Raw genomic sequence first — 23,792 nt, 5'->3', positions numbered from 1 at the left:
GTAAAAATAAAATACACGGGTTTTCATGGAATTGTTAGCAGAAAAGGTTGTGAAAAATAGATGAATCCAGCAGACCATTTGATGGGAAATTGGAAAAAGAACATTATTTTTTTTCTAACCAGTCAGACGATCTCCCTGTTTGGCTCGTCAATCGTGCAGTATGCCATATTTTGGTACATTACGCTTGCTACACAATCCGGTGCAATGATGACAATCTATATTATCTGCGGTTTTATTCCAACCTTTATTCTGTCGCCGCTATCCGGGGTATGGGCGGATCGCTATAACCGTAAGCTGCTGATCATTTTATCCGATGCCATGATTGCATTAGTGACACTGATGCTCGCTGTTGTGTTTCTGATGGGCTATGATGCCATTTGGCTGCTCTTTGTAATATCCGCTGTTCGTGCGGTTGGAACAGGAATACAAACTCCGGCAGTCGGGGCTGTTTTGCCACAAATCGTGCCCAAAAAAATGCTCACGAAAGTGAATGGGATCAACGGGAGTCTTCAATCGTTGATTACGTTGCTTTCTCCCATGGTTAGTGCGGCACTGTTGACGACAGCTTCGATCGAGATGATTTTCTTCGTTGATGTGATCACGGCAGTCGTTGCCATATTGATCCTGCTTGTGTTTTTCCATGTTCAGGTGCATGAGAAGGCATCCAAAAAACAGATAACAAGCTATTTTAATGATATGAAGCAAGGATTGTCATATATCAGAACCCATGGCTTCCTGAAAAGATTCTTTTTATTTTTTGCTATCTTCTTTGTGTTAATCGCACCTGCCGCTTTCCTGACGCCATTGCAGGTTTCAAGAAGTTTCGGCAGTGAGGTCTGGCGGTTGACTGCGATCGAAGTTGCTTATTCCGTCGGAATGATCCTGGGTGGAGGAATTATTGCTTCCTGGAGAGGATTTGCAAATAAAGTCCATACGATGGTATTTTCAAGTCTGGTTATGGGAGCTTGTACTTTTGCGCTTGGCACGATTCCTGTCTTTTGGATTTATCTGTTATTCATGGCAGTATTCGGGGTGGTGATGCCCATCTTCAATACGCCAGCAACGGTGTTGTTGCAGGAGAAGGTAGAAGAAAATTATTTAGGAAGGATATTTGGGGTATTTGGTATGATTTCGACTTCGATGATGCCGATAGGAATGCTTGTGTTTGGCCCGATCGCAGATGTGATCAAAATTGAATGGCTTCTGGTCGGAACCGGGTTTCTCATATTTGTACTGGGAATTTTCCTGGGGCGGAGCAAAGTGCTGCTGAAAGCAGGAAGCCCGGCATAAAAGAACTGGCCCGGGTTTTAAAGTAAAATGCCATGGCTTTGAACATGTTTGCTTTTGACATATTGCGGACGTGTCTTTATAATCATTACTGTATTTATCGATCATAAGGAGGATTATTAAAAAATGTATTCTGCCAGACTTCGTTTCCCAACTTTGAACAGGTAATTGAATATGTTCAAAGGCTCTGTTTGTGAACAGAGTAAACGGGACAAGTCTGCCCATTTTTAATAATCTCCATCCAATAAAAATGGAATGAAAAAGCATATGGCTCAGGTTACAGGGAGCATTTACTGGAAACGGGTGTCTTCGTGCCGGTTAAAAGTAAAAAGGTACCATGGAAGGAAAAACGGTGAAACGGTCAGCGGTGCCGGGAAACTTTATGTGCTTTTGCCGGTGTCACGATCCCCGAATATGGCTTTAATGATATGCTTTTCTACTATTGGGGGGGCGGATTGCTGCCTTTCTTTTTTTGGCAATTGGGAGGCATTTCTGGTAATGGCCATAAAGGCTTTTGCCGTCAAATGAATAGAATGGGTCTTTTTCCCTTTACTCTGAATCACAGGCAGATGTCTGTGATTTTTTTTGAGAGGAAGAGATCAAGTGAGCAGAAAAATTCATAAGAATAACGGGAAAAAAACAAGTCGCGGGCGACCTCCCAATTTCTCCGGGCAGCATTTCCTGAAAAACAGAAAGGTGCTTTGCGAAATGGTGGAAAGAGCCAAAGTAAGCGCTGCGGATACCGTATTGGACCTGGGAGCAGGAAAAGGTGCCTTGACCACTCTCCTGATGCAAAAAGCGGGCAAGGTGTGGGCGGTAGAATATGATGCCCGGCTTGTTGAACTTCTTAAGAAAAAAACGGCCGGTAGTTTGAATACAAAAATAATCCATGGCGATATCATGCAATTCTGCCTGCCGAAAGGGAAATTTGTCGTTGTCTCCAATATTCCGTATGCCATAACCACACCGATCATGAAGAAACTTTTAAGCAATCCTTGCAGCGGGATGCAAAGAGGGATTATTGTCATGGAGAAGGGAGCGGCCAGACGCTTTACTTCCAGGATAATTAAAGATGCTTATGTACTGGCCTGGAGAATGTGGTTTGATATTCACTATATCAGGGATATTTCGCGAAACTATTTTTCACCCCGTCCAAGTGTGGATTCAGCCATGATTCAGATCACAAGAAAAAAAGATTCACTCATACCGTACAAAGATTACCGTTTTTTTCTGGGGTTGGCTGAGTATGCACTCCAAAACCCGAAAGCCCCGCTCGATTATGCGCTCAAGGGACTGTTTACACCGCCTCAGATCAGGTGTCTGAAGAAAGATATAAACGTAAGTGCCGATATCCCGGTTGGAGAAATCCATGAAGAACAGTGGAAAGGGATTTTTAAGGCAATGGTCCGGTTTGTTCCATATCCATGTTGGCCAAAAGCAAAAAAAGGAAATGAAACGCATTGAATTTAGGCTGGTTATAAATAAAAAGAATCCATGCGGATGTAAGCATGGATTCTTTTTGTATCCTGAAAAATACTACCAGAATTTTTGACGTCTGTTATTTTTTCAATTCATATCACATCGTTTTCACACTCTTGTATATGCTTAACTGCCCTGTTTGGTAGTTTTATCCAGTTCCGAGGGCAGGAGTTTAAGGAAGGCAATCATTAAACCAAGCCCCTTGCGAACCTCCGGGTCCTTAAGGCTGTGAACAATCTGTCTCAACGATGGTGCCTGATCCGTTGATTTCATATTTTGCTCTGCCTTGGCAAAGGCATTGGTCATCCCTTGTACCATTTCAAGCCCGCCCTGCTGAAGGAGATCATCAGCCAATTCAATACCGGAAATTGCTTTTTCAGTCAAATCCGTAACCATGGTATTGGTTATGGAAGCTTTCAAACTGGATGCCATCTCACCGAGTTCGATTAACGTTTTCAGGGTATCTGTCTGTTCCAGGGTTTGCAGCATGTCCAGGGTGTTTTCAAGACTTTTGCCCGTTTCCGGAAGCTTCCGGAGTAAAGAGATGGTTTCCGGCTGTAAAATGTCATCCAGCAGTTCAATCGCGGAAACAGCTTTTCGGGCCAATTCCACAACCATTTCATCCGTCATGGAGTCCAGTGCCACGGAAATCAGTTCTTTGCCTTCTTTCGCGTTCATCTCCGGTTTTTCTATGGCAGGGATTCCCATGGAATTCTCACCTCCTCACATTATGCCACGCACATTGAGCCAATAAATTTCATTGTATACGCCTTTAAACCAGTGCAGCAATTCAGAGGTTGTTGCTGGTTGCGGCGGATGTGTGTAATCAAAAGTAATCATGCTGGCATCGTGAAGGCTGTTTTCAAGGAAACAGGCTACCTTGCCGTTATAGTGTGCTGTTTCGGAAATACCGTTAATTCGGCTGATCAGGTTTGGTACGAGTGTTTCACTCTGGTAATGTGCCGTGGAACCTGCCTTGCTGATCGGGAGATTGGTTGCATCACCGATTACGTATATATTATCGGAACCTTCCATTTTCAATGTGTAACGATCTGTGGGGATAAAGCCGGTTTCATCCCCGATCCCGGAATTCAGGATAACCGGAGCTCCTTTGTGGGCCGGCACAGAGATCAACAGGTCAAAAGCGTGTTCTTCTCCATCCATCGTAATGGCGACTTTGCGTTCCGGATCAATTTTTTCCAGATTAAAAAATGTTTCAGCAATAATGTTCCGTTTTTCAAAGGCAGGTTCTGCCCATCTGGCAATGGGTTCCAATGAATGGATCCGGTTAATGGGATACGTGTATACGATCTTTACCCGATCCCGGATGCCGCGTCTGGCAAAATAATCTTCCATCATTAAAGTGATTTCTAACGGAGCGGCAGGACACTTGTGAGGTACGTCCACGGTAAGAAGAATGGTGCCCCCTTCAAATGATGCCAAAGCATCACGTAATTTTATTGCTCCTTCCAATGTATAGAAATCGTGTGCAGCCTCTTTCAAACCGGGAATCGAGTCAAAATCGGGATAGGAACCGGTTGCGACCACCAGATAATCATATGGATAGGAAGCTTTGTCTGATACCAGTTTGTTTGCTTCCGAGTCAATCCGGACCACATCATCAAAAACAAGATTGACGTTGCGATGAACCAGTTCTTTTTCCTTCCGAACAAAATGCTCTGGCATCTTTTCGTTAAATGCAATATATAAATAGCCTGGCTGGTAAATATGTTTTTCGGCATTTGAAACTAACGTGACCTCTACTTCCTTATTCCCGATGGGGGCGCTTAATTGACGGGCAAGCTTGTTGGCAACCATTGTGCCAGCAGTTCCTCCACCAAGCACTACAATTCGTTTAGTCATCGGTAACCCCCCTTTTTGGCGGAACATTTTGTTTTATCGTGTGCTCCATTCAATGTTTTTTGCGAATTGCGATTTTCCAATAGTCATTAACTTTTTTTCTGTAAACCAATTCGTGTTTCATTTTTTTGACCCAGACCGGGATATCTTTGGCAGAACCTTCGTCATTGGAAAGAATTTCGATTACATCTCCGACTTGGGCAGATTTAATGGTTTTTACCAGTTCCATCAACGGGCCCGGGCAATAGGAACCGCGTGCATCTACCGATTCGGTTACGGTTGGTTCACTCATGTCCTTTTCCTCCTTATAGTGATTGTCTTCCCATCAAACGGTAATTACTTTGGCATTTTGCGCCATGTTTAAAAATGTGGTAATCCCAATCACATCGTCGACAATATCAATCAGATCTTCTTTTCTCCAGCCCATTACATCCATCGCCAATGCACAGCAGTAAATATTCAGGTCTCCCATTTCCTTTCCGGTTTCAAGAAGTTTTGGAAACAGTGTCACATCTTTTTCGATCATGGCTTTTCCAACGTCGCCTGTCTTGAAGTTTTTTTCGGAAACGTTTTCTTTAAGAAACGCTTTTAATGAGTTCATGGTAAGAAAAAAATTGACGGTCGTGCCGGTCATTGCCGCCATGGAGCCAATCAAAGCGGCGGCATGGATTTTTTCCAATTCCTCTGACATGACGATAATAGCAAAAGAAGGATTTTTGTTTTCTTCCATAATATGGCCTCCTTATCCGGAAAAACAGGTCAAATCTCCTTCACGTTTTTATTATACCCCCACGGGTATAAAGGAAATATTGACATTGATGTGAAAAATATAGATATTTTGTGGAAAAATATAATTTTCTTATGAAGTAATTATATGAAATTATTGGTTATCACACCAGCAATCATATCGATTGAATGGAGTTGGAAACCGAAAAGCCACAATCACGCTGGGTAAAACTTTTTGCAAAGATGCAGTGACATAAATAAAAATTAATCCATCAAAATACAACATAAAACAAAGAGAACAAAATAAATTATTTTTGATTTTTTCCGTTTTATATTGATTTCCTGCATAAATTCAATTAAACTTATATATGGGGAAACAAATGTAGGCAGGTTCATGCGAAAGGATGAAACCGCTGACATTTCGCCCCATCATTCATAGAAAGGTTGGATGAAAATGATCCGAAAAGCATTTGTCATGACCGTTTATCCTGACATGCATGAGGAGTACGAAAAGCGACACACGGAAATCTGGCCAGAACTGGTTCAGGCATTGCACGATCATGGAGTAAGGAATTATTCAATCTTTCTCGATAAAGAGACAGACAAGTTATTTGCTTATGTGGAAATTGAAGATGAAGAAAAATGGGAAAAATTGTCTTCTGCTGAAATCAATCAAAAGTGGTGGGTTTACATGACTCCCGTTATGGAGACCAATCCGGATCACAGTCCTGTCACGAAAGATTTGAAAATGGTATTTCATATGGATTAACCATTTATATCAAAAGGAGATCAAACGTTATGGAAAAAAAGAAATATTTTGCCGCAAAAAATGTTTCCGGCAAGAAAGCAACCGTAGCTGTATCGATGGCTAACTATATTGAAGCGGGTTCCATTATTGCTGCTGCCAGCAGTTTGACCTTGTGGCAGGAATACCTCGGGATTAGCAATATCGGAATCGGTCTGCTTAGCGCGTTAAGTGCCAATGCTTTTGGAGCCGCGCTTGGTGCCACTATTGGCGGTCCTTTAACCGACAAATTCGGTCGCAAAATTATTTTTAATTATGATTTGCTGTTCTATATGATCGGTGTTTTATTTATCACATTTTCGGTTAATTTTCCCATGCTGTTAATTGGTACGGTTATTACGGGCATGGCCGTAGGTGCCGGAGTTCCGGTATCCTGGACCTATATAGCTGAAGAAGCACCGGGCAACAGGCGCGCATTTCGCGTTGGTGCAACCCAATTGGCCTGGTCAATCGGACCTGCGATAACTTTTGTTCTTGCCGTGCTTTTGGCACCACTTGGCCTTTTAGGCTCGCGAATCATCTTTTTCCACCTGTTTGTTGTCGCATTTTTTACCTGGTATTTGAGGCGCGGACTGCCTGAATCGGAAATCTGGAAAAAACAAAATGAGGTGCAGAAGAAAGACAGTGCTGTCAGCAAAGTAAAAATGAGTTCACTGAAAGAGTTATTTTCTCTTAAAGTAAACCGCCAGGCCCTGTTTCTGTTAATCGGGATTTATCTGTTCTGGAACCTGACAGCGGGAGCCATGGGTTACTTTATGCCATATATCTATGAAAATGTGGGTGGATTGAGTCAGGCCCAGGCTAACCTCCTGCAGGCATTTCTTTGGACCCTTACTGTGTTGACGACCTATTTCGGATTTATGAGACTGGGAGACAAAATCAGCAGGAGATTTTTATTTGGCATTGGTGCCTTGATGGGGGTTGTTGCCTGGATCATCCTGACATTTATGCCGATGACATGGCCAACATTGATTATATTCGTAACACTTTGGGGGTCTGCGGCGGGGATCGGCGCACAGGCCTTTTACGCATTGTGGACCAGTGAATTGTTTCTTACCAGGTATCGGGCCAGTGCACAGGGAATGATGTATTTTATTGTACGCAGCGGAATTGCGATATGGTCATTTATCCTGCCAACATTAATGGCAACGCTTGGATTTAAAGTAGCAGGGATTGTCATGATTACGTTCCTTGCCATCCATATGGTTATTGGCATCGCTTATGCTCCCGATACAAGCGGAAAAACATTGGAACAAATTGAAAAGGAACGGTACGGAGGCACGGATTTGCCTGATGGAAAACAAGTTGGCCAGACATCTGCCTGCAACCGGAATTGATCCTGGTGAAACGGGCCTGGTGCCAATATTGGGGGAAATGCAATGAAAAAGACATGCAACTTGGCTGTCGATCTTGGTGCATCAAGCGGAAGGATTATTGCAGGATATACTCAGGACGGGAGGTTGCATCTGAAAGAGGTTTATCGCTTTGAAAACAGGATTGTACACAAAAATAACCATTTCTGCTGGGATATTGGCAAATTGTTTGCGGAAATGAAAAAAGGGATTCACCAGTCACGAGAATACGGATTTAAACCGGTAAGTATTGGTGTTGATTCATGGGCGGTTGATTTTGTATTACTTGATGAAGAAGACAACCTGTTAACCGATGCGGTTGCTTACCGTGACCAGCGTACCGATGGAATGATGGAAGAAGTATTCAACATCATCCGTAAAGAAGAATTATACTTTGAAACTGGTATCCAGTTCCAGAAATTTAATACCATTTATCAATTGTATTATCTTAAAAAGCACCGCCCGGATATTCTGAAAAAGGCCAAAACTTTTCTGATGATCCCTGATTATCTGCATTTTTTGCTGACCGGAAAAAAAGTGAATGAATATACCAATGCCACCACTACCCAACTGGTAAACGCTAATACAAAAAAATGGGATAAAAAAATCCTTGACAAACTTGAAATACCGAGTGAAATGTTTCAGCAAATCCGGATGCCCAAGTCCTGTTTGGGCAAGCTCAGACCGGAACTTGCGGAAGAATTCGGTTTCGATATGGAAGTTATTTTGCCGGCAACCCATGACACCGGTTCTGCAGTTGTTTCCGTTCCTGAAACAGATGATACGATTTATATCAGTTCCGGAACATGGTCGTTGATTGGCATTGAGACGGGTTTTCCAATATGTTCGGCCAAAGCGCTTGACTGCAATTTTACCAACGAAGGCGGGCTGGATTACCGTTTCCGTTTTCTGAAAAATATTATGGGCCTTTGGATGATCCAGGAAGTTAAACGCAACTTGAATCATCGTTATTCATATGCTGATTTTGCCAAGCTGGCAAGCATGGAAAGACATTTTCACGCGATTGTTCCGGTAAATGATGACAGGTTTTTGAAGCCGGAAAATATGATCGAGGAAATCAGGAATGCCTGCCTTGAAAATAACCAGCCTGTTCCGGAAAATCCCGGCCAGATCGCAAAAACTGTTTTTGAAAGTCTTGCTTTCAGCTATCAACAGGCGGTAGAAGAAATCGAACAGATTTTTCATAAAAGATTCCGCAAAATTAATGTGATTGGCGGTGGCTCCCAAAACGAACTGCTGAACCAGCTGATTGCCGATAAGACAAAAAAGGAGATTGTTGCCGGCCCGGTCGAAGCTACGGCTATCGGAAATATTGCCGTACAGCTGATCGCCCAAGGGAAAATAGGCAGTCTGGACAAGGCGCGAAAAATAATCCGGAATTCGTTTGATATGAATACGTATACAAAGACCGAATGAGGAGGAACAGTGATGGGGGCACGGGAAAATTATGAAATTGCCAGGAAATCCTATGAAAACTGGGGTATTGACGTTGAAAAGGCCATTGAGCAACTGGAGAATGTCTCAATTTCCATTCATTGCTGGCAGGGAGACGATATAGAAGGATTTGAAGTAACGAAGCGGGAATTGTCGGGCGGTATCGATGTGACTGGCAATTATCCCGGCAAAGCGGGAACTCCTGAAGAATTGAGGGCCGACCTGGAAAAGGCATTGTCTTTGATCCCGGGTAAACACCGTGTTAATTTACATGCCATTTATGCCGAAACAGACGGGGAAGCTGTGGAAAGAGACCAAATCGAACCAGGACATTTTAAAAACTGGGTTGATTGGGCGAAGAGACTGGAAATCGGCCTTGATTTTAATCCCACCCTGTTCGCCCATGAGAAGGCAAGTGATGGACTGACGCTGGCTCATCCGGACAAAGAAATCAGGGATTTTTGGATCAGGCACTGTATTCAATGCCGCAGGATTGGTGAGTATTTTGGTAAAGAACTGGGAACCCCGGCACTGACGAATATCTGGATTCCGGACGGATATAAGGATATTCCAAGCGACCGGTTAACCCCCAGAAAAAGATTGAAAGAGTCTCTTGACCAAATTTTTGCTGTCAATATTGACGAAAAATATAATATTGATTCTGTGGAAAGCAAATTGTTTGGCATCGGATCGGAAGCTTATGTGGTTGGGTCGCATGAATTTTATCTGGCGTATGCTTTGACAAACGATAAGGTATGTTTATTGGATACCGGTCATTTCCACCCGACGGAAGCAGTATCCAACAAGATTTCTTCCATACTTCTTTTCAGTGACAAATTGGCATTGCATATTTCCAGGCCTGTCAGGTGGGATAGTGACCATGTTGTCATATTTGATGATGAATTGCGGGAAATTGCACTGGAGATTGTTCGTAATGATGCGCTTACCAAAGTACGGATCGGCCTTGATTTCTTTGATGCCAGTATTAACCGGATCGCCGCATGGGTTATTGGTACGAGGAACCTGTTGAAAGCACTTTTGTATGCTTTGCTCATGCCAAACAAATATTTGAAAAAGCTGCAGGAAAAAGGCAATTTTACGGACAGACTCGCATTGATGGAAGAATTCAAAACTTATCCGTTTGGAGCGATTTGGGATTATTATTGTGAAAAAAACCATGTTCCAACGGGAGAGTCCTGGCTGGATGAAGTAAAAATCTATGAAAAAGAAGTATTGTCCAAGAGAAACTAATTGATATTTTCTCAGGAAGCAAGTTTGTAATGACTTGCTTCCTGTTTCCTCTTGGTTAAAAAAGCCAAAAACAATAAAAAACCAAATATATTATTTGTTTATGTTGTTTTGTTTTTGATATGGCGGTATGATGGTAGTGGCAAAAAACATTTAATTTGATAGGGAACGAGGGATTATAATGACCAGCTTAAACATGAAGGAGATCCACCCTTTTTTGGAAGCGCCATATACCAAAAAAATGATGCAGATCACATACGATATGTGGAAATTAGGCTGGGATGAGAGAAATGGGGGCAATATCAGCTGTCTTTTGACAGAGGAGGAAGTTTCTCCCTACCTGAATACAGACCGGGTTTCGCGCAATATTCCGCTTGATTTTCCGGTCAAAGAATTGGCCAATAAATATTTTTTGGTTACGGGGTCCGGAAAGTATTTTAAAAATATAAAAGAAAACCCGGAAGAGTGCCTGGGGCTGATCCGGGTAAGTGAAAACGGAAAAAGCATTGATCTGTTGTGGGGTTTATCCGGAAATGGCAAACCAACCAGTGAACTTCCATCACACTTTATGAGTCATATTGTCCGCCTGGAACAGAATCCGTCCCATCGCATCATCATGCATACCCACGCGACCCATGTGATTGCCATGACGTTTAATCATGAACTGGATGAACACAGTTTTACAAAAACACTTTGGAAAATGTCGACGGAATGTATTATTGTATTTCCGGAAGGGATCGGAATTCTCCCGTGGATGATTCCTGGAACCGATTCAATCGGTAAGGAAACAGCCCGCAAAATGAAAGATCATCGATTGGTAATCTGGCCGCACCATGGCATTTTTGGTGCAGGAGATTCTTTTGATGAAGCGTTTGGATTGATTGAAACAGTGGAAAAAGCAGCGCAAATATATATGCTTGTTTCTGCTCATCAAGGCGGTGTGAAACAAATCATTACAGACCGGGAACTATGGGATCTGGCAAAAGCATTCGGTGTCAAACCTGCAGCGTGGTTTAAGCCGGAAGAATAGATACAACAAATCATTTCCATGGAAAAGAAAGAGGGAAACAAATGCTTGTTGGTGAAAGACAACGGATGATCGTGGATCTGGTCAATGAGCAAAAGAGTGTCCGGGTCAGCGAATTAAGCAAAATATTTTCAGTCACAGAAGAAACGATTCGCAGGGACCTGGAAAAACTTGAAAAAGAGAAAAAACTGATCAGAAGTCATGGTGGAGCGATCAGTATTCAAACTCCGGACTCGGTTGAAATCCCTTATACGAAAAGGGAAGCAACCAATGTCCTGGAAAAAAAGCAAATTGCGCTTGAAGCGGTGAAACACGTGGAAACAGGCGACAAAATCATACTGGATGCCAGCACAACCGCCTGGTATATGGCTAAAACCCTGCCTGATATACCGCTTACTGTTCTGACCAACTCGATCAAAGTGGCCATGGAGCTGAGCAAAAAAAGCAGAATTACGGTTATTTCCACCGGCGGTACCCTTCTTTCCAGGTCTCTGTCGTATGTCGGTCCGTTGGCGGAGTCCTCACTGGATGCTTATTACGTGGACAAAGCGTTTATTTCCTGTAAAGGACTCCACCTGGAGCGGGGGATCAGTGAGTCGGATGAACAGCAATCCCGTGTCAAGCAGAAGATGATGAAAATTGCCGATACCGTTTTTTTGCTTATGGACTTCAGTAAATTTGGTGTGCAATCATTTTCGCGCATGGGCGGCTTGGATCAAATCGACAGGATTATTACCGATCATCAGGTAGATCGCCAGATTGTTCAGCAATTGGAGGAAAGAGGTCTCGATATAACGATTTCCTGAGGCAAAGGCCCGGTTTGCCCGATCAGGAAACAGCAAGCCCGAATATTTCCTTAATTCCCTCCTTGCTGATATATGATATAATAATAAATTTACTGGAATACAGAGTTTTAAATACGAGCTTGACAAGTGTATAAAATGTAGCTGTGAAAGAAGCTTGTCCAGGAACGGGGACAGCTTTTTTCATGCTTTGTGAGTATTTCCTGCAATGCGTAAATAAGCGGGTTTCGGCTGAAAAATCGGTGCATGCGATAAACCGTATGCAATATTCCGGCATCCGTTCAACGTGTGCTACCATAAGGGCTGCCTTATTGCATGCCTTAACTTCTTTGGCAATCAGTTTTACACTTCGTAGCCTCTGGTTGTCTTTTTCAACCAGCCAGTTTATTTTTTGTTGGTGGTGCGATACGGCAATGCTTCGATCCAATCATACCGTTTAAACCGGAAAGATAAAAAAACGGAAAGCCACGTTCTAATGGTACCAGCTATTCCACACATTACTCAAACAGCAGCTTTAATCCGTACCAGGCAAAGAAAATACCATAAGCACACAGGATCAGTCCGGAAACAACATGAAATTTCCGAATAAATTCCGGCTTGAGATAGCGGCGGCACCAGCTGACAGACAGCGACAGGACCAGGTTCCACATTCCGCAGCCAATCAACAAATATAAGACTGCTGTTATAAAAAATGAGAGTGGCAGATGCTGGATCGTACTGTATACACCCAGCCAGGACAAAAAGTCAATGGGATTGGTCAAACCCAGAACAAATCCCTTGCCAAGAAGAATAAAAGGGCCAATCAGTTGGGAGATCGACAGATCGGCTTTCAGATTTGTCATTCCCAGGTAAATCAGATAGCATCCGCTTGTGATGGCAATAACGGATAAATACTCCGGATTGCTGAACCAGTTGGAAAATCCGTAAAAAATAATTCCGATCATCAGTAAATTGGAAATAACGTCACCCAGGCCGACCAGCCAGGAATAAAAAAAACCGTTGGCGGCACCCTGGCGAATCATTTCGATATTTACAGGGCAAATGGGAGTAGACAATGCAAAGCCCAACAGGAAATAGCCCAGCCATGTTTCCATAGACGGTGCTCCTTTACGTTTACTCATCATTAAACTTATGCTTGTCTGGCCAAAAAACAACTGAAAGTTGCCGGGGCTTATGAAAATCATCTCCGAGAATGATTTCATATATTTACGATTATTAAAATCGGTAAGAATTGAAAAAATTTCCGTTGTAAGCATAGAACTTTTTATTTATACTAAAAATATCTTTAAAAAGTGCATAATACCCTCATCGATTTCTCTCGGTGAGGTAGAGGCTGCGTCTTTTATGAGTACTTTGCACGAGATTGGGAGTTTTTTTATGACTGCAGGGGAAAGGAAAAGTCGCCGAAGTTTGTCCGCATAACTCCAGGCGGGCAGGCTGGGGCTGGTGCCGAACAGGGCCAGCACTGTCACGTTTGTATCCCCCATACAAGCGTGGTGCGCTATCTTGCAGGGGTTTGGTGTGGGTGAGATCATACCGTCCCATTAAAGAAGTGGCGGTATTTTTTATTTTCCCTGCCTTACCTCGGCGTACAGGAAGGGAAAGGTGTCTTCATATGACAGAGGTAGATGAAAATCAAAAATTGAAAAGAGGCTTGAAAACCAGGCATTTGTCTATGATTGCAATTGGGGGATCGATAGGGACAGGAGTGTTTTTGGCCAGTGGTTCAGCGATCCATCAGGCAGGTCCGGGCGGAGCATTGGTTGCCTATATTGCGATAGGGATTATGGTTTATTTCCTGATGACCAGTTTGGGAGAGCTGGCATCCCATATGCCGGTGGCCGGGTCGTTCAGTACGTATGCCAGCCGGTTTGTGGATCCGGCGCTTGGGTTTGCGCTGGGCTGGAATTACTGGTATAACTGGGCAATCACCATTGCAGTCGAACTGTCAGCAGGCGCATTGATTATGAAATACTGGTTTCCGGATGTGCCGGGAATTGTCTGGAGTGCCAGCTTTCTGGCATTGATGTTTGGATTAAATGTCTTGTCCGTCAGAGGATACGGAGAATCAGAATATTGGTTCTCTTTTATCAAAGTATCCACGGTCATTATTTTTCTTGTTGTCGGATTCATGATGATTTTCGGAATTATGGGAGGGGAGCCGATTGGATTCCGGAACTTTACGGTGGATGAAGCTCCTTTCCCTGGAGGATTTATGGGAATCATTGGAGTATTTATGATTGCAGGTTTTTCGTTTCAGGGAACTGAATTGATCGGTGTCGCGGCAGGTGAGAGTGAAAATCCGCGCAAAAACGTGCCACGGGCTGTTCGCCAGGTTTTTTGGAGAATATTGCTTTTCTATACATTGACCATTCTGGTAATCGGGCTGATCCTGCCTTATACCCATCCTAATTTGGTGGGCGGAGACGTTGACCAGATTGCCAAAAGCCCGTTTACGATGGTTTTTGAGCGGGCCGGTTTGGCATTTGCTGCTTCCGTGATGAACGCGGTGATTCTTACGTCGGTATTGTCAGCGGGAAATTCCGGAATGTATGCATCGACGAGGATGTTATGGCAACTGGCTGTAGAAGGAAAAGCCCCGAAAATCTTCAGCAAGTTGAATAAAGGCGGGGTTCCGATTTATTCCCTGCTCTTGACAACAGTTGTTGGCATGGTTGCATTTCTCGCTTCATTGGTAGGAGATGGCACTATCTATGCATGGCTCTTGAATGCTTCCGGTTTGTCAGGATTTTTGGTCTGGCTGGGAATCGCAATCAGTCATTACCGTTTTCGCCGTGCTTTCATCCGTCAGGGCAGGAGCCTGGAAGAATTGGGTTATCAGGCAAAATGGTTTCCGTTTGGACCGCTGTTTGCCTTTGCCCTGTGTACGGTTGTTATTTCAGGGCAGAATTATCAGGCGTTTTTGGGTGATTCCATCGACTGGTATGGTTTGCTCGTATCTTATATCGGTTTGCCGTTGTTTATCCTGTTGTGGCTGGGTTACAAATGGAAAAACAAAACGAAAGTGATTCCACTGGAAGAATGTCGGCTGGACCCTGTTGAAGACGATTAAACCACATAAAGACTGCTGACTCGTTCAAGTCAGCAGTCTTTTAAAAAGGAAGTCCTTATTTTACGGTTACAAAGAAAATGAGAATAACCATACAAATTAGAGATATAATTAAAAATGCAATATAATATTTCAAAATTCGAACAGTTTTTTCGTCTCCAAAGCCTTTGAATTTCACCTTTGCCAAAGTCTTTCGGCCATTGAAGACGACAAACAGGATGAACAGAATGACAAACAGGCTGCCAAACCGTTCCTTTGCGAGCAGCCAGGAAGGCTTGTGCCCGTCAACTGTCATCATCATGATTACACCGGTCAGCAAAACAATGACCGAAGTTGGGACAAACATGACCAGGTTCCAATGTTGGGCCCGCTCAAGCACATGGTTCATCTGGTCAATCTGTTTTGTCATCATGGCATCTCTCAGGAAAAATGCCAGTAAAGCGATGCCACCAAGCCAAAAGGCGACAGACACAACATGCAAAAATTTTACGATGCCAAATGCTGTCACTTCGATTACTCCTTTCTAGCCGATGACAATGTGGTAAACAGAAAGTTCAGGACGGTTCAGATCCCCTTTCCGGCCGCCGTGGGCTTTTTGGAAATGTTCGCTGTGAACCCAGTTATGAAAATCTTCTTTGGATGCAAATACCGTTTCCGCAACCACATGGGAACCATCTTCCGCCTTGAGCAACCGGAAGGACAGAAATCCGGGCACCTCTTTCATGGATTCAGGAGCCTTGGCAAACTGCTCTTTCAATCTGGCAAAGTGTTCCGAAGACTGAAGATCAATCCGATTGTTTACGAGATACATAAAAAAACCTCCCATAGCTGTATATGTAACATTTAATACTATACCATTTTTAATGCGAAATAAAGACCTGCTTTTCACTTTGAATCATTTTTTTAATTGGAGATGGATCATGTTATACTTTAAAAAAACAGGGATTGAAGTGATGCACAGATGATTTTTGTCAAAAATCTGGTCAAGAAATATGGCAGCCAGATGGTCGTAAAGGGTATTTCTTTTATGGTCAGGGAAAAACAGATATTCGGGTTGCTCGGACCAAACGGTGCCGGAAAAACGACTACGATGGAAATGATGGAGGGGCTGAGAACTCCGGATGGAGGAAGCATTGAAATTGCCGGGATCGATGCAGTGAAAAACCGGAGCGAACTGAAACGGATCATTGGAGTCCAGCTTCAGTCAACTTCTTTGTTTGAACATTTGACCGTGCGCGAAAGTTTGCAATTATATGGCAGCTTTTACCGCAAAACCAGACCATTGAAAGAGATCCTGCAGGCGTTTGACCTGACGGAAAAAGAGAAAGCCAGAGTAAAGCATCTGTCAGGAGGGCAGCGGCAAAGGCTGGCGATTGCTATTGCCGTCATCCATGATCCCAGGGTTATATTTCTTGATGAACCGACTACCGGTCTTGATCCGCAAGCGAGAAGGAGATTGTGGGATATTGTCTTTCAGCTTCGGGATGAAGGAAGGACAGTTATTTTGTCTACCCACTATATGGAGGAAGCCGAAGTACTGTGCGATCAGGTAGGGATTATGAGTCAGGGGAAAATTATTGACATCGATTCTCCGGCGGGCCTGATTCGGGGGCTTTCCTCAAAAAGCCGCATTGAGTTTGTACTGCCGGATCACCGGCTGGACCAGGAATTGACCCGTCTGAAAGGAGTGACAGATGTCGTCAGGGAAGAAAATGAGGTCGTATCGCTCCATACTGACCATTTATCCCGGACTTTGCATGACCTGGTCCCGTGGGCCAGCGACCGTTCCGTTCCCTTGATGGGACTCAGGACGCGAAGTGCAACGTTGGAAGATGTATTCCTTCAGAAAACAGGGAAGAGGTTGAGTGGCGAATGAAAGCATATTGGCATTTGGTGCGGGCGCAGCTTCTCTTGTTTGTGCGCAACAAGAATACGATGATCTGGTCTTTCTTCCTGCCGGTTTTTATGATGTTGGCATTGGGAACATTTATGAATGATGGGGGAGACCAGATTTCTCTGAAAATCGGAGTGGTGGATGCTGACCGGACTGCGGCCTCGGCAGCATGGAAAAAAGAGATTGCCGGGTTCCAGGGAGTGCAGTTGGAACCCGGATCAGAGTCTGCGCTGATGAAGCAGTTGAAAACCGGGGATATTGATCTGATTGTGAAAATAAAACAGGGGTTTCAGGAAGCATTTGAAGCGAAAGAACCCTATTCCGGCGCCAAAATGGTGGCCATTTATGCGGACCCTGGCAATCAGACGGTGACACAAATGGCAACAACCGTTGTCAATCAGGCGGTTGAACGTTTCAATAAAGAGCGCGTTGATTATCAGCCGGTGGTAGAGACGGAAATCAAGCCCGTACATAGTAGAAACCTTTCTTATATGGATTTTTTGGTGCCAGGGATTTTGTCTTTAATGATTATGAGTAATAATTTAAATGGAGTAGCTGCAACCATTGCTTCCTGGCGTGAGCGCGGAATTTTGCGCCGCCTGCAGGGAACGCCGCTGACAAGCTCCACCTTTATTGCCGGGCAGATGACGGCCCGCATACTGTTAAACGCGTTTCAGGCCATTGTTGTATTACTGGTTGCTTATTTTCTGTTTGATATCAGTGTATTTGGTTCATGGAGCACACTGATCCTGCTCATCTTTTTGGGAACATTGACGTTCATGTCGATGGGATTTATCGTGGCCAGTCTGTCCAAAACGCCGGAAAGCGCATCACCGATTGCCGGGCTTATTTCTTTTCCCATGATTTTTGTGGGAGGTATCTTTTTCCCGATTCGCGATTTGCCAGGGATTCTCCAACCGCTTGTCCAGGCAATTCCGATCGGCCATTTGACGGATGCATTGCGCGGAGTGATGAATGATGGCTTGACACTTGGACAGCTGATCCTTCCGGTCACGGTCCTGTTGGCATGGGCTGTGGGCTCGTTTGTGATTGCAGCCTTGACGTTTCGATGGGATGTGAAATAGTTGGTTACCGGAATCGGCACAGATATGCTTGAACTTTCAAGGGTTGAAAAGGTTGTTTCCCGTTTGGCCAAACGGATCTTGACCGGAGAAGAGATTTCCTGTTTGCCTCGTCATCCCAGGCGTCGTCTGGAATTTGTCGCCGGGAGATTTGCAGCCAAAGAGGCTGTATCCAAAGCGCTTGGAACAGGCATTGGTCAGCAGTGTTCTTTCCAGGATATAGAGATTCTGAATGACCAGCAGGGGAAGCCGGTTGTTACCCTTTCACCCCGGCTGATTCAGTCACGGTTTTCTGGAAGCCGGATTCATGTTCATTTATCCATTTCCCATAGTGAGCATTATGTGCTGGCGATGGCCATTATTGAAAATGACAGGTGAATGGACGGCCGGAGGAACAGGCAGCAGAATAATCATAACTTGCTGGTTGTGGACATACATATATAACGCGGTTAGGAGGGACAATCATTGTATCTGGTCACAGCAGAAGAAATGCGTCGTTTGGAGGAATGGGCAATTCATAAGGCAGGTTTGCCCGGTATCGTGTTAATGGAAACAGCAGGAAGATCGGTGGCGGATGAAATTGCAAGACGCTTCCCCAAGCCGGGAAAAGCCGTTATTATTTCCGGAAAAGGTAACAACGGTGGAGACGGATGGGTGGTTGCCCGTTATCTTATGCAGCGGAACTGGAATGTGTCTTGCTGGCTGATTGGAAATCCGGATCAGATTACTCCGGATGCAAAGGTTTTTTATCAATTGCTGATCAGGCTGAATCAGCCGGTCAAAAGATTCGATACGACCCACAGCGGGGAATTGGCGGCTGATTTAAACGGGGCGGCCGTTATTGTGGACGCGCTGTTGGGAACTGGAGTAAAAGGTCCCTTGCGTCCGATGTATCAGGAAATTGTGGATCAGATCAACCGGGCGCAAAAGTGGGTGGTGGCCGTCGATTTGCCCACAGGAGTCGATACGGATGGCATGTACAATGAAGGCAATTGTGTGAAAGCCGATGTTACCGTTACATTTCAGTATCCCAAGTGGGGGCATTTTTCGCGGCAGGGCAAAAAAATGAGCGGAGAATTGATTGTAAAAGATATCGGACTGCCGCCCATTCCTGACAGGAAACTGGAACCGTCCGCAAAAATCAATGACCCCTCATGGTGGAAAGACGCTTGGCCAGCCCGGGATGAATGGTCACACAAGGGAAGCCATGGCCATTTGCTGCTGGTTGGCGGAGGAAAAGGCATGCTGGGGGCAATCTGTATGGCAGGAGAAGCCGCCTACCGCATGGGTGCCGGTTATGTCACATTAACGGTTCCGGAGTCGGAACGGCATGCACTGGCGGCCAAAGTTACACAGGAACTGATTTGGCCCTGGCCGGGAAAAGAATTTTTTTCAGTGCAGAGTGCGGGGGAATTCAGGCAAAAGGCCAATCGGTTTACTTCTGTCGCAATTGGTCCGGGTCTGGGCAGATTTGCCGGCGAAGATGAATGGCTGAAACACCTGTTGACAGAAATAAAGGTTCCCCTGGTACTTGACGCGGATGCATTAAATATCCTGGCGGCATACCCGGAGCTGCTTTCCCTGTGTCGAAAAAGAAAGGAATCCACCATCCTGACACCCCATCCGGGAGAAATGGCCCGTTTAACTTCATTATCTGTCGCTGAGGTGGAAGCAAACCGGCGTGAAACGGCCCGTTCTTTTGCGGAGAAAACAGGAATGATTGTTATTTTAAAAGGGCGTCATACCCTGATCGCTCATCCTGACGGTACCTTGCATTTAAATCATTCGGGTAGTCCGGCGCTGGCCAAAGCAGGATCCGGAGATTTGCTGACGGGGATGATCGGGTCCCTGCTGGCTCAGAAAGTATCTCCGTTCAAGGCTGCTTGCATGGCGGTCTACTTGCATGGAAAAGCCGGGGAGATGACGGGAGTCCATGCGTGTAGTGTGATGTATAACAATTTGCTTCACGGACTTCAGCAGACCATCGATCAGGAATTTGTCGAGTAGTGTCCCTTACTAGCCGACACATTGCCCGGGAAATTGACGAAAGGGATGGTTATATGTGTCGGAAACAATGGTATTTATTTCTTTTGCTGGGCATTCTCGTTCTGGGATTGACCGGCTGCGGAATGAAAGGCGAGCAGGATGTGGTTAGTGAACTGGCACAAAGGGCGGAAAAAATGGAATCGTATCTCAGTCACGGGAAAATGACCATTTTAACCAGTTCCCAGCCGCAAGAATACGATATTGAAGTTTGGTACATGAAACCTTTTTATTATCGGATTGCCATAAAAAATGTAAAGAAAAACATTACCCAGATTTTATTGCGTAATGAAGATGGCGTATATGTGATGACACCACAATTGAAAAAAAGTTTCCGTTTTCAGAGTGACTGGCCGCAAAGCAATGGACAAATCTATTTATATCAATCTATCATACAGAGCATTATTGATGATGAAGAGCGGCATTTTCAGGCCGACAAAAAGACATACCAACTGGAAGTGGCAGCCAAGTATCCGTTCAATTCGGAAGCAACCAAACAGAAGATATGGCTTGATTCCAAGCTATTGCCGACCAAACTGGATGTTCTGAGCGAGCAGAACGAGCCCCTGATTCATGTTCGCTTTGACCGGTTTCATTTAGACGCTTCCTTTGACAAGGATGCGTTTGATACAGAACGAAACATGAAGGATCTGTCAACAGACTCCAGGCAAACTCTTGTCCCTGACCAGAAAAACAGGGAATTGGCCACGGTTTTGCCGGGCTATGTTCCGGAAAAGAGCCATTTGTCCAGCGAACAAACGATTCAAACACCAAATGGTCCGGTATCCATTATGCGCTTCCAGGGAGAGAAGACATTTACCCTGACGGAACGGGTTGCCCAGCCGGTCGCTACCAGTCTTCCGTTAATGGGCAAACCGATTGAACTGAAAAGAACCGTTGGGGTGTTGCTGGAAACCGGGGATCAAAAACGGTTGAGCTGGACCTATCAGGGTATTGATTATGAGATTGTCGGCCAGCTGACGGAGGAGGAAATGATCGAAATCGCCAATTCTACTTTTGACCAGCCATATAAATAGGAAGAATTGCTGTTTCCGTTACCGGTTTTGTCAGCGGGTTTCACACGCAAAGTGCAATCGGAAACCCGCGCCAATTCATTTTTGCATTTCATGTGTGCACAAAAACTGGTATAATACTTGTAGCATTTGGCGCAAAAAAGGATGAAACAACATGAGTCAGCCGATAGCCGAAGAATATACCTCTTATGTAACCTTGCTCTACCGGAAAATGCGTTGGATGCGTTACGGCGAGTCAATCGCATTTGTTTTTGGACTTATTATCGTGATCATGAACTTTCCTTTTCGCAGTTTCCCTTTTTTTATTGCCGTTTTCAGTCTTGCATTTGCCGTTTTTTTTGGAGCTCCGCTTATTTATAAATATTGCTTGCGTCCGTACTATCTCCTGTACCCGGACCGGTTGCAGATCGGATTCAGAAACCGTACAAAGACGTTTTCCCTGAAGCAAATCAAAAAGGATTTTGATTTGTCTTATATTTATGTAATTGAAAATAAAAGGGAAAGCTTATTAGTAAGCAATCAATTTTTAGAGAAGTTAAATGGACAATTGGAAGTGGTTAAGCATGGATGAAACTGGCTGGAAGAACCAAATTGGCAGGGATACGGTCATTGAAGTAGATTTGGATGCACTTGAGCACAACATCAGGCAATTTCGCAGGCACTTGAAGGAAAATGTGAAAGTGATGGCGGTTGTGAAAGCGGACGCATATGGTCATGGAGCAGTACAGGTTGCCAGGACCGCTTTGCAAGCAGGTGCCTCTTATCTGGCGGTTGCATTTGTGGATGAAGCGGTTGAGCTAAGAAATGCGGGGATTGCAGCACCCATTCTCATTCTGGGGTATACTCCGCCCAGGGCCATTTCAACCGCAGTCCAATACGACCTGACCTGCACGGTTTATTCACGGGAAAACTTGCGGCAAATGATTGAGACAGCCAAAAGAGCAGGAAAGACTTTGCGTGTTCATGTCAAAGTGGATACAGGGATGGGGAGATTGGGTTTATTTCCGGAGGATGTGCTTTCTTTCGTGCGAGATATGGTTCAATCCCCTTATATCGACTGGGAAGGAATCTTTACCCACTATGCGACAGCCGATGAGGCAGACAAGGAATATGCCTTGAAACAGGAGCAGAAATTCAGGCAAGTGGTAGAATCGCTTACCAGAGAAAACCTGAAACCCAAAATTGCCCATATTGCCAACAGTGCCGGATCGATTGATCTGCGTGAACGCACGTATAATATGGTAAGATTGGGGATCAGTATGTATGGTCTTTATCCCTCTGCCGAAGTAAACCGACAATCCGTTTCGTTAAAACCCATTTTAACTTTGAAAACGAAAGTGGCTTCTGTCAAGAAACCTGTTGCCGGAACCGGGATTAGCTATGGAAAAACCTATATTGTCAATGGTGAAGAATGGGTTGCCGCTCTTCCCATCGGTTATGCAGACGGAATAAATCGCCGCCTTTCAAATCGCGGGCACGTCCTGATCGCCGGCAAAAAAGTTCCGATCATCGGAAGGATCTGTATGGATCAACTCATGGTCAATGTGACAGAAATCATGCCGGTGGAAGTCGGGCAGGAAGTGGTTGTATACGGGAAACAGCAGGGAGCTGAAATCACAGTGGATGAGGTGGCTGATCTCCTGGATACCATCAATTATGAGGTTACCTGCATGTTAAGCAGCAGAATCCCGAGAGTCTACAAACGTAACGGGAAAGTGGTAGATATTGTAAACCGGCTGCGGGAGAATGTCTTGCTGAATGTATGACGGAAGAATGGGACAACTGTTAATTTTCGTGTGCAGAAATGTTGCTGAAGGAATTTTGTATATTTGAACGAATAGATTTAACTAGGCTTTTTTATTCACTTTCATATAAGTATAATTTTGCAACATCTTCGACATAATGGTAGTATTAATAGGGGAATTCTAACGGTGATGATTGGTTGGGGGTGCTTCATTTGTCCGGAACAAAAAGAATCATGATCAGCCTGCCAACAAATTTGCTTCAGGAAGTGGATGGAATGGTGGCGAGAGAAAACTCAAATCGGAGTGAGTTTATTCGTCAGGCGATGAAGATGTATCTCCAGGAACGGAAAAAACGAATCATCCGCGAAATGATGCAAAGAGGCTATATGGAGATGGCACGCATTAATCTCAACATCGCTTCAGAAGCATTTGTAGCGGAGAAAGAGGCTGAAGATACTTTGGATCGATTGGTTAGTGGGGTGTAACCGGTTTGATTGTGAAACGTGGCGATGTTTATTTTGCAGATCTATCCCCTGTGGTCGGATCCGAACAAGGTGGGGTTCGGCCTGTTTTAGTTATTCAAAATGATATTGGCAATCGATTCAGCCCCACCGTGATCGTCGCCGCGATTACAGCTCAAATTCAAAAAGCGAAATTACCTACGCATGTGGAAATCGATGCCAAAGCATATGGGTTTGATCGTGACTCTGTGATTTTGTTGGAACAAATACGAACGATCGATAAACAAAGGCTAACGGATAAAATTACTCATTTGGATGATGAGATGATGAATCGCGTCAATGAAGCGTTAATGATCAGTTTGGGAATGATTGATTTCTGAAAAAAGGATGGATGGCAAATCCATTGAGGCTGTTGACAAAA

Annotated in this window: 26 protein-coding genes and 1 riboswitch; of the genes, 19 read left to right on the top strand and 7 right to left on the bottom strand. The window is 44.4% G+C overall.

Going from position 1 to position 23,792, the window contains the following annotated elements:
* The first annotated feature begins 81 nt into the window (after window positions 1–81).
* From H2C83_RS14020 to erm, 3 genes are all read left to right on the top strand, one after another.
* On the top strand, window positions 82–1,290 hold the full coding sequence (locus H2C83_RS14020; protein ID WP_246333931.1) for an MFS transporter: 1,209 nt from the start codon (window positions 82–84) through the stop codon (window positions 1,288–1,290).
* Window positions 1,291–1,554: 264 nt separating this feature from the next.
* On the top strand, window positions 1,555–1,815 hold the full coding sequence (locus H2C83_RS17445; RefSeq protein WP_220184191.1) for a hypothetical protein: 261 nt from the start codon (window positions 1,555–1,557) through the stop codon (window positions 1,813–1,815).
* A gap of 75 nt (window positions 1,816–1,890) precedes the next feature.
* Window positions 1,891–2,751 carry a 23S ribosomal RNA methyltransferase Erm gene (erm, locus tag H2C83_RS14010; RefSeq protein ID WP_181741834.1) on the top strand — a complete coding sequence of 287 codons (861 nt, stop codon included), beginning with the start codon at window positions 1,891–1,893 and terminating at the stop codon, window positions 2,749–2,751.
* Window positions 2,752–2,892: 141 nt separating this feature from the next.
* Here the strand turns inward: erm and H2C83_RS14005 are convergent, their stop codons facing one another.
* From H2C83_RS14005 to H2C83_RS13990, 4 genes are read right to left on the bottom strand one after another with little or no spacing between them, the layout of a single operon-like run.
* Window positions 2,893–3,474, bottom strand: coding sequence for a helical membrane plugin domain-containing protein (locus tag H2C83_RS14005; RefSeq protein ID WP_181741832.1), 582 nt, complete (start codon window positions 3,472–3,474; stop codon window positions 2,893–2,895).
* Window positions 3,475–3,489: 15 nt separating this feature from the next.
* A complete protein-coding gene (locus tag H2C83_RS14000; protein WP_181741830.1) occupies window positions 3,490–4,629 on the bottom strand; it encodes an NAD(P)/FAD-dependent oxidoreductase in 1,140 nt (379 codons plus the stop codon).
* Between the two features lie 49 nt (window positions 4,630–4,678).
* Window positions 4,679–4,918 (bottom strand): sulfurtransferase TusA family protein, encoded by a 240-nt coding sequence (locus H2C83_RS13995; protein ID WP_181741828.1) that lies wholly within the window; start codon window positions 4,916–4,918, stop codon window positions 4,679–4,681.
* A 33-nt stretch (window positions 4,919–4,951) separates the two neighbouring features.
* Window positions 4,952–5,356, bottom strand: a complete 405-nt coding sequence (locus H2C83_RS13990; RefSeq protein WP_181741826.1) for a DsrE/DsrF/DrsH-like family protein — start codon at window positions 5,354–5,356, stop codon at window positions 4,952–4,954.
* Window positions 5,357–5,806: 450 nt separating this feature from the next.
* Between H2C83_RS13990 and rhaM the strand changes: the two genes are divergently transcribed.
* The 6 genes from rhaM to H2C83_RS13960 all read left to right on the top strand — a co-directional run bounded on the left by rhaM (window position 5,807) and on the right by H2C83_RS13960 (window position 12,045).
* Window positions 5,807–6,121 carry an L-rhamnose mutarotase gene (rhaM, locus tag H2C83_RS13985; RefSeq protein WP_181741824.1) on the top strand — a complete coding sequence of 105 codons (315 nt, stop codon included), beginning with the start codon at window positions 5,807–5,809 and terminating at the stop codon, window positions 6,119–6,121.
* Between the two features lie 29 nt (window positions 6,122–6,150).
* Window positions 6,151–7,494 (top strand): MFS transporter, encoded by a 1,344-nt coding sequence (locus tag H2C83_RS13980; protein WP_181741822.1) that lies wholly within the window; start codon window positions 6,151–6,153, stop codon window positions 7,492–7,494.
* A gap of 42 nt (window positions 7,495–7,536) precedes the next feature.
* Window positions 7,537–8,946 carry a rhamnulokinase gene (gene rhaB / locus H2C83_RS13975; RefSeq protein WP_181741820.1) on the top strand — a complete coding sequence of 470 codons (1,410 nt, stop codon included), beginning with the start codon at window positions 7,537–7,539 and terminating at the stop codon, window positions 8,944–8,946.
* A 12-nt stretch (window positions 8,947–8,958) separates the two neighbouring features.
* Window positions 8,959–10,215, top strand: coding sequence for an L-rhamnose isomerase (rhaA, locus tag H2C83_RS13970; protein ID WP_181741818.1), 1,257 nt, complete (start codon window positions 8,959–8,961; stop codon window positions 10,213–10,215).
* 178 nt (window positions 10,216–10,393) lie between these two features.
* Window positions 10,394–11,242: a rhamnulose-1-phosphate aldolase gene (gene rhaD, locus H2C83_RS13965; protein ID WP_181741815.1), complete on the top strand. Its 849-nt coding sequence runs from the start codon at window positions 10,394–10,396 to the stop codon at window positions 11,240–11,242.
* A 41-nt stretch (window positions 11,243–11,283) separates the two neighbouring features.
* Window positions 11,284–12,045: a DeoR/GlpR family DNA-binding transcription regulator gene (locus tag H2C83_RS13960; protein WP_181741813.1), complete on the top strand. Its 762-nt coding sequence runs from the start codon at window positions 11,284–11,286 to the stop codon at window positions 12,043–12,045.
* Between the two features lie 494 nt (window positions 12,046–12,539).
* Here H2C83_RS13960 and H2C83_RS13955 read toward each other — a convergent pair whose 3' ends face one another.
* Window positions 12,540–13,136, bottom strand: a complete 597-nt coding sequence (locus H2C83_RS13955) for a LysE family translocator (protein ID WP_181741812.1) — start codon at window positions 13,134–13,136, stop codon at window positions 12,540–12,542.
* A gap of 225 nt (window positions 13,137–13,361) precedes the next feature.
* A riboswitch (Lysine riboswitch) is annotated at window positions 13,362–13,554 on the top strand.
* Between the two features lie 103 nt (window positions 13,555–13,657).
* Here H2C83_RS13955 and H2C83_RS13950 point away from each other — a divergent pair.
* Complete coding sequence (locus H2C83_RS13950; RefSeq protein ID WP_181741810.1) at window positions 13,658–15,115, top strand: amino acid permease; 1,458 nt, start codon at window positions 13,658–13,660, stop codon at window positions 15,113–15,115.
* Window positions 15,116–15,170: 55 nt separating this feature from the next.
* On the opposite strand, the gene H2C83_RS13945 is transcribed toward H2C83_RS13950, so the two are convergent.
* Window positions 15,171–15,620: a DUF2269 family protein gene (locus tag H2C83_RS13945; RefSeq protein ID WP_181741808.1), complete on the bottom strand. Its 450-nt coding sequence runs from the start codon at window positions 15,618–15,620 to the stop codon at window positions 15,171–15,173.
* A gap of 15 nt (window positions 15,621–15,635) precedes the next feature.
* Window positions 15,636–15,923 (bottom strand): antibiotic biosynthesis monooxygenase family protein, encoded by a 288-nt coding sequence (locus H2C83_RS13940; protein ID WP_181741806.1) that lies wholly within the window; start codon window positions 15,921–15,923, stop codon window positions 15,636–15,638.
* A 150-nt stretch (window positions 15,924–16,073) separates the two neighbouring features.
* On the opposite strand from H2C83_RS13940, the gene H2C83_RS13935 reads away from it, so the two are divergent.
* The 9 genes from H2C83_RS13935 to H2C83_RS13895 all read left to right on the top strand — a co-directional run bounded on the left by H2C83_RS13935 (window position 16,074) and on the right by H2C83_RS13895 (window position 23,751).
* Entirely contained in the window at window positions 16,074–16,988 is a 915-nt protein-coding gene (locus tag H2C83_RS13935; protein ID WP_181741804.1) for an ABC transporter ATP-binding protein, read from the top strand.
* Complete coding sequence (locus tag H2C83_RS13930; protein WP_181741802.1) at window positions 16,985–18,091, top strand: ABC transporter permease; 1,107 nt, start codon at window positions 16,985–16,987, stop codon at window positions 18,089–18,091. Before H2C83_RS13935 ends, H2C83_RS13930 begins: the two co-directional genes overlap by 4 nt.
* A complete protein-coding gene (gene acpS / locus H2C83_RS13925) occupies window positions 18,092–18,466 on the top strand; it encodes a holo-ACP synthase (RefSeq protein WP_181741800.1) in 375 nt (124 codons plus the stop codon).
* 87 nt (window positions 18,467–18,553) lie between these two features.
* Window positions 18,554–20,095: an NAD(P)H-hydrate dehydratase gene (locus tag H2C83_RS13920; RefSeq protein WP_181741798.1), complete on the top strand. Its 1,542-nt coding sequence runs from the start codon at window positions 18,554–18,556 to the stop codon at window positions 20,093–20,095.
* A 53-nt stretch (window positions 20,096–20,148) separates the two neighbouring features.
* Window positions 20,149–21,168: an outer membrane lipoprotein-sorting protein gene (locus tag H2C83_RS13915; RefSeq protein ID WP_181741796.1), complete on the top strand. Its 1,020-nt coding sequence runs from the start codon at window positions 20,149–20,151 to the stop codon at window positions 21,166–21,168.
* Between the two features lie 151 nt (window positions 21,169–21,319).
* Complete coding sequence (locus H2C83_RS13910) at window positions 21,320–21,736, top strand: hypothetical protein (RefSeq protein WP_181741794.1); 417 nt, start codon at window positions 21,320–21,322, stop codon at window positions 21,734–21,736.
* On the top strand, window positions 21,705–22,931 hold the full coding sequence (gene alr / locus H2C83_RS13905) for an alanine racemase (protein ID WP_246333930.1): 1,227 nt from the start codon (window positions 21,705–21,707) through the stop codon (window positions 22,929–22,931). The genes H2C83_RS13910 and alr overlap by 32 nt, the downstream gene beginning before the upstream one ends.
* Window positions 22,932–23,143: 212 nt before the next feature.
* A complete protein-coding gene (locus H2C83_RS13900; protein ID WP_181741852.1) occupies window positions 23,144–23,395 on the top strand; it encodes a CopG family ribbon-helix-helix protein in 252 nt (83 codons plus the stop codon).
* 5 nt (window positions 23,396–23,400) lie between these two features.
* The gene (locus tag H2C83_RS13895; protein ID WP_054095634.1) at window positions 23,401–23,751 is read left to right on the top strand and encodes a type II toxin-antitoxin system PemK/MazF family toxin; all 351 of its coding nucleotides are present in this window, start codon (window positions 23,401–23,403) and stop codon (window positions 23,749–23,751) included.
* The last annotated feature ends 41 nt before the right edge of the window (window positions 23,752–23,792 follow it).

It is taken from the genome of Thermoactinomyces mirandus, assembly GCF_013868055.1.
Taxonomy (GTDB): Bacteria; Bacillota; Bacilli; order Thermoactinomycetales; family Thermoactinomycetaceae; genus Thermoactinomyces; species Thermoactinomyces mirandus.
Note: the sequence above shows the minus strand (reverse complement) of the source record. Positions and strands in the feature narration are given on the sequence as shown.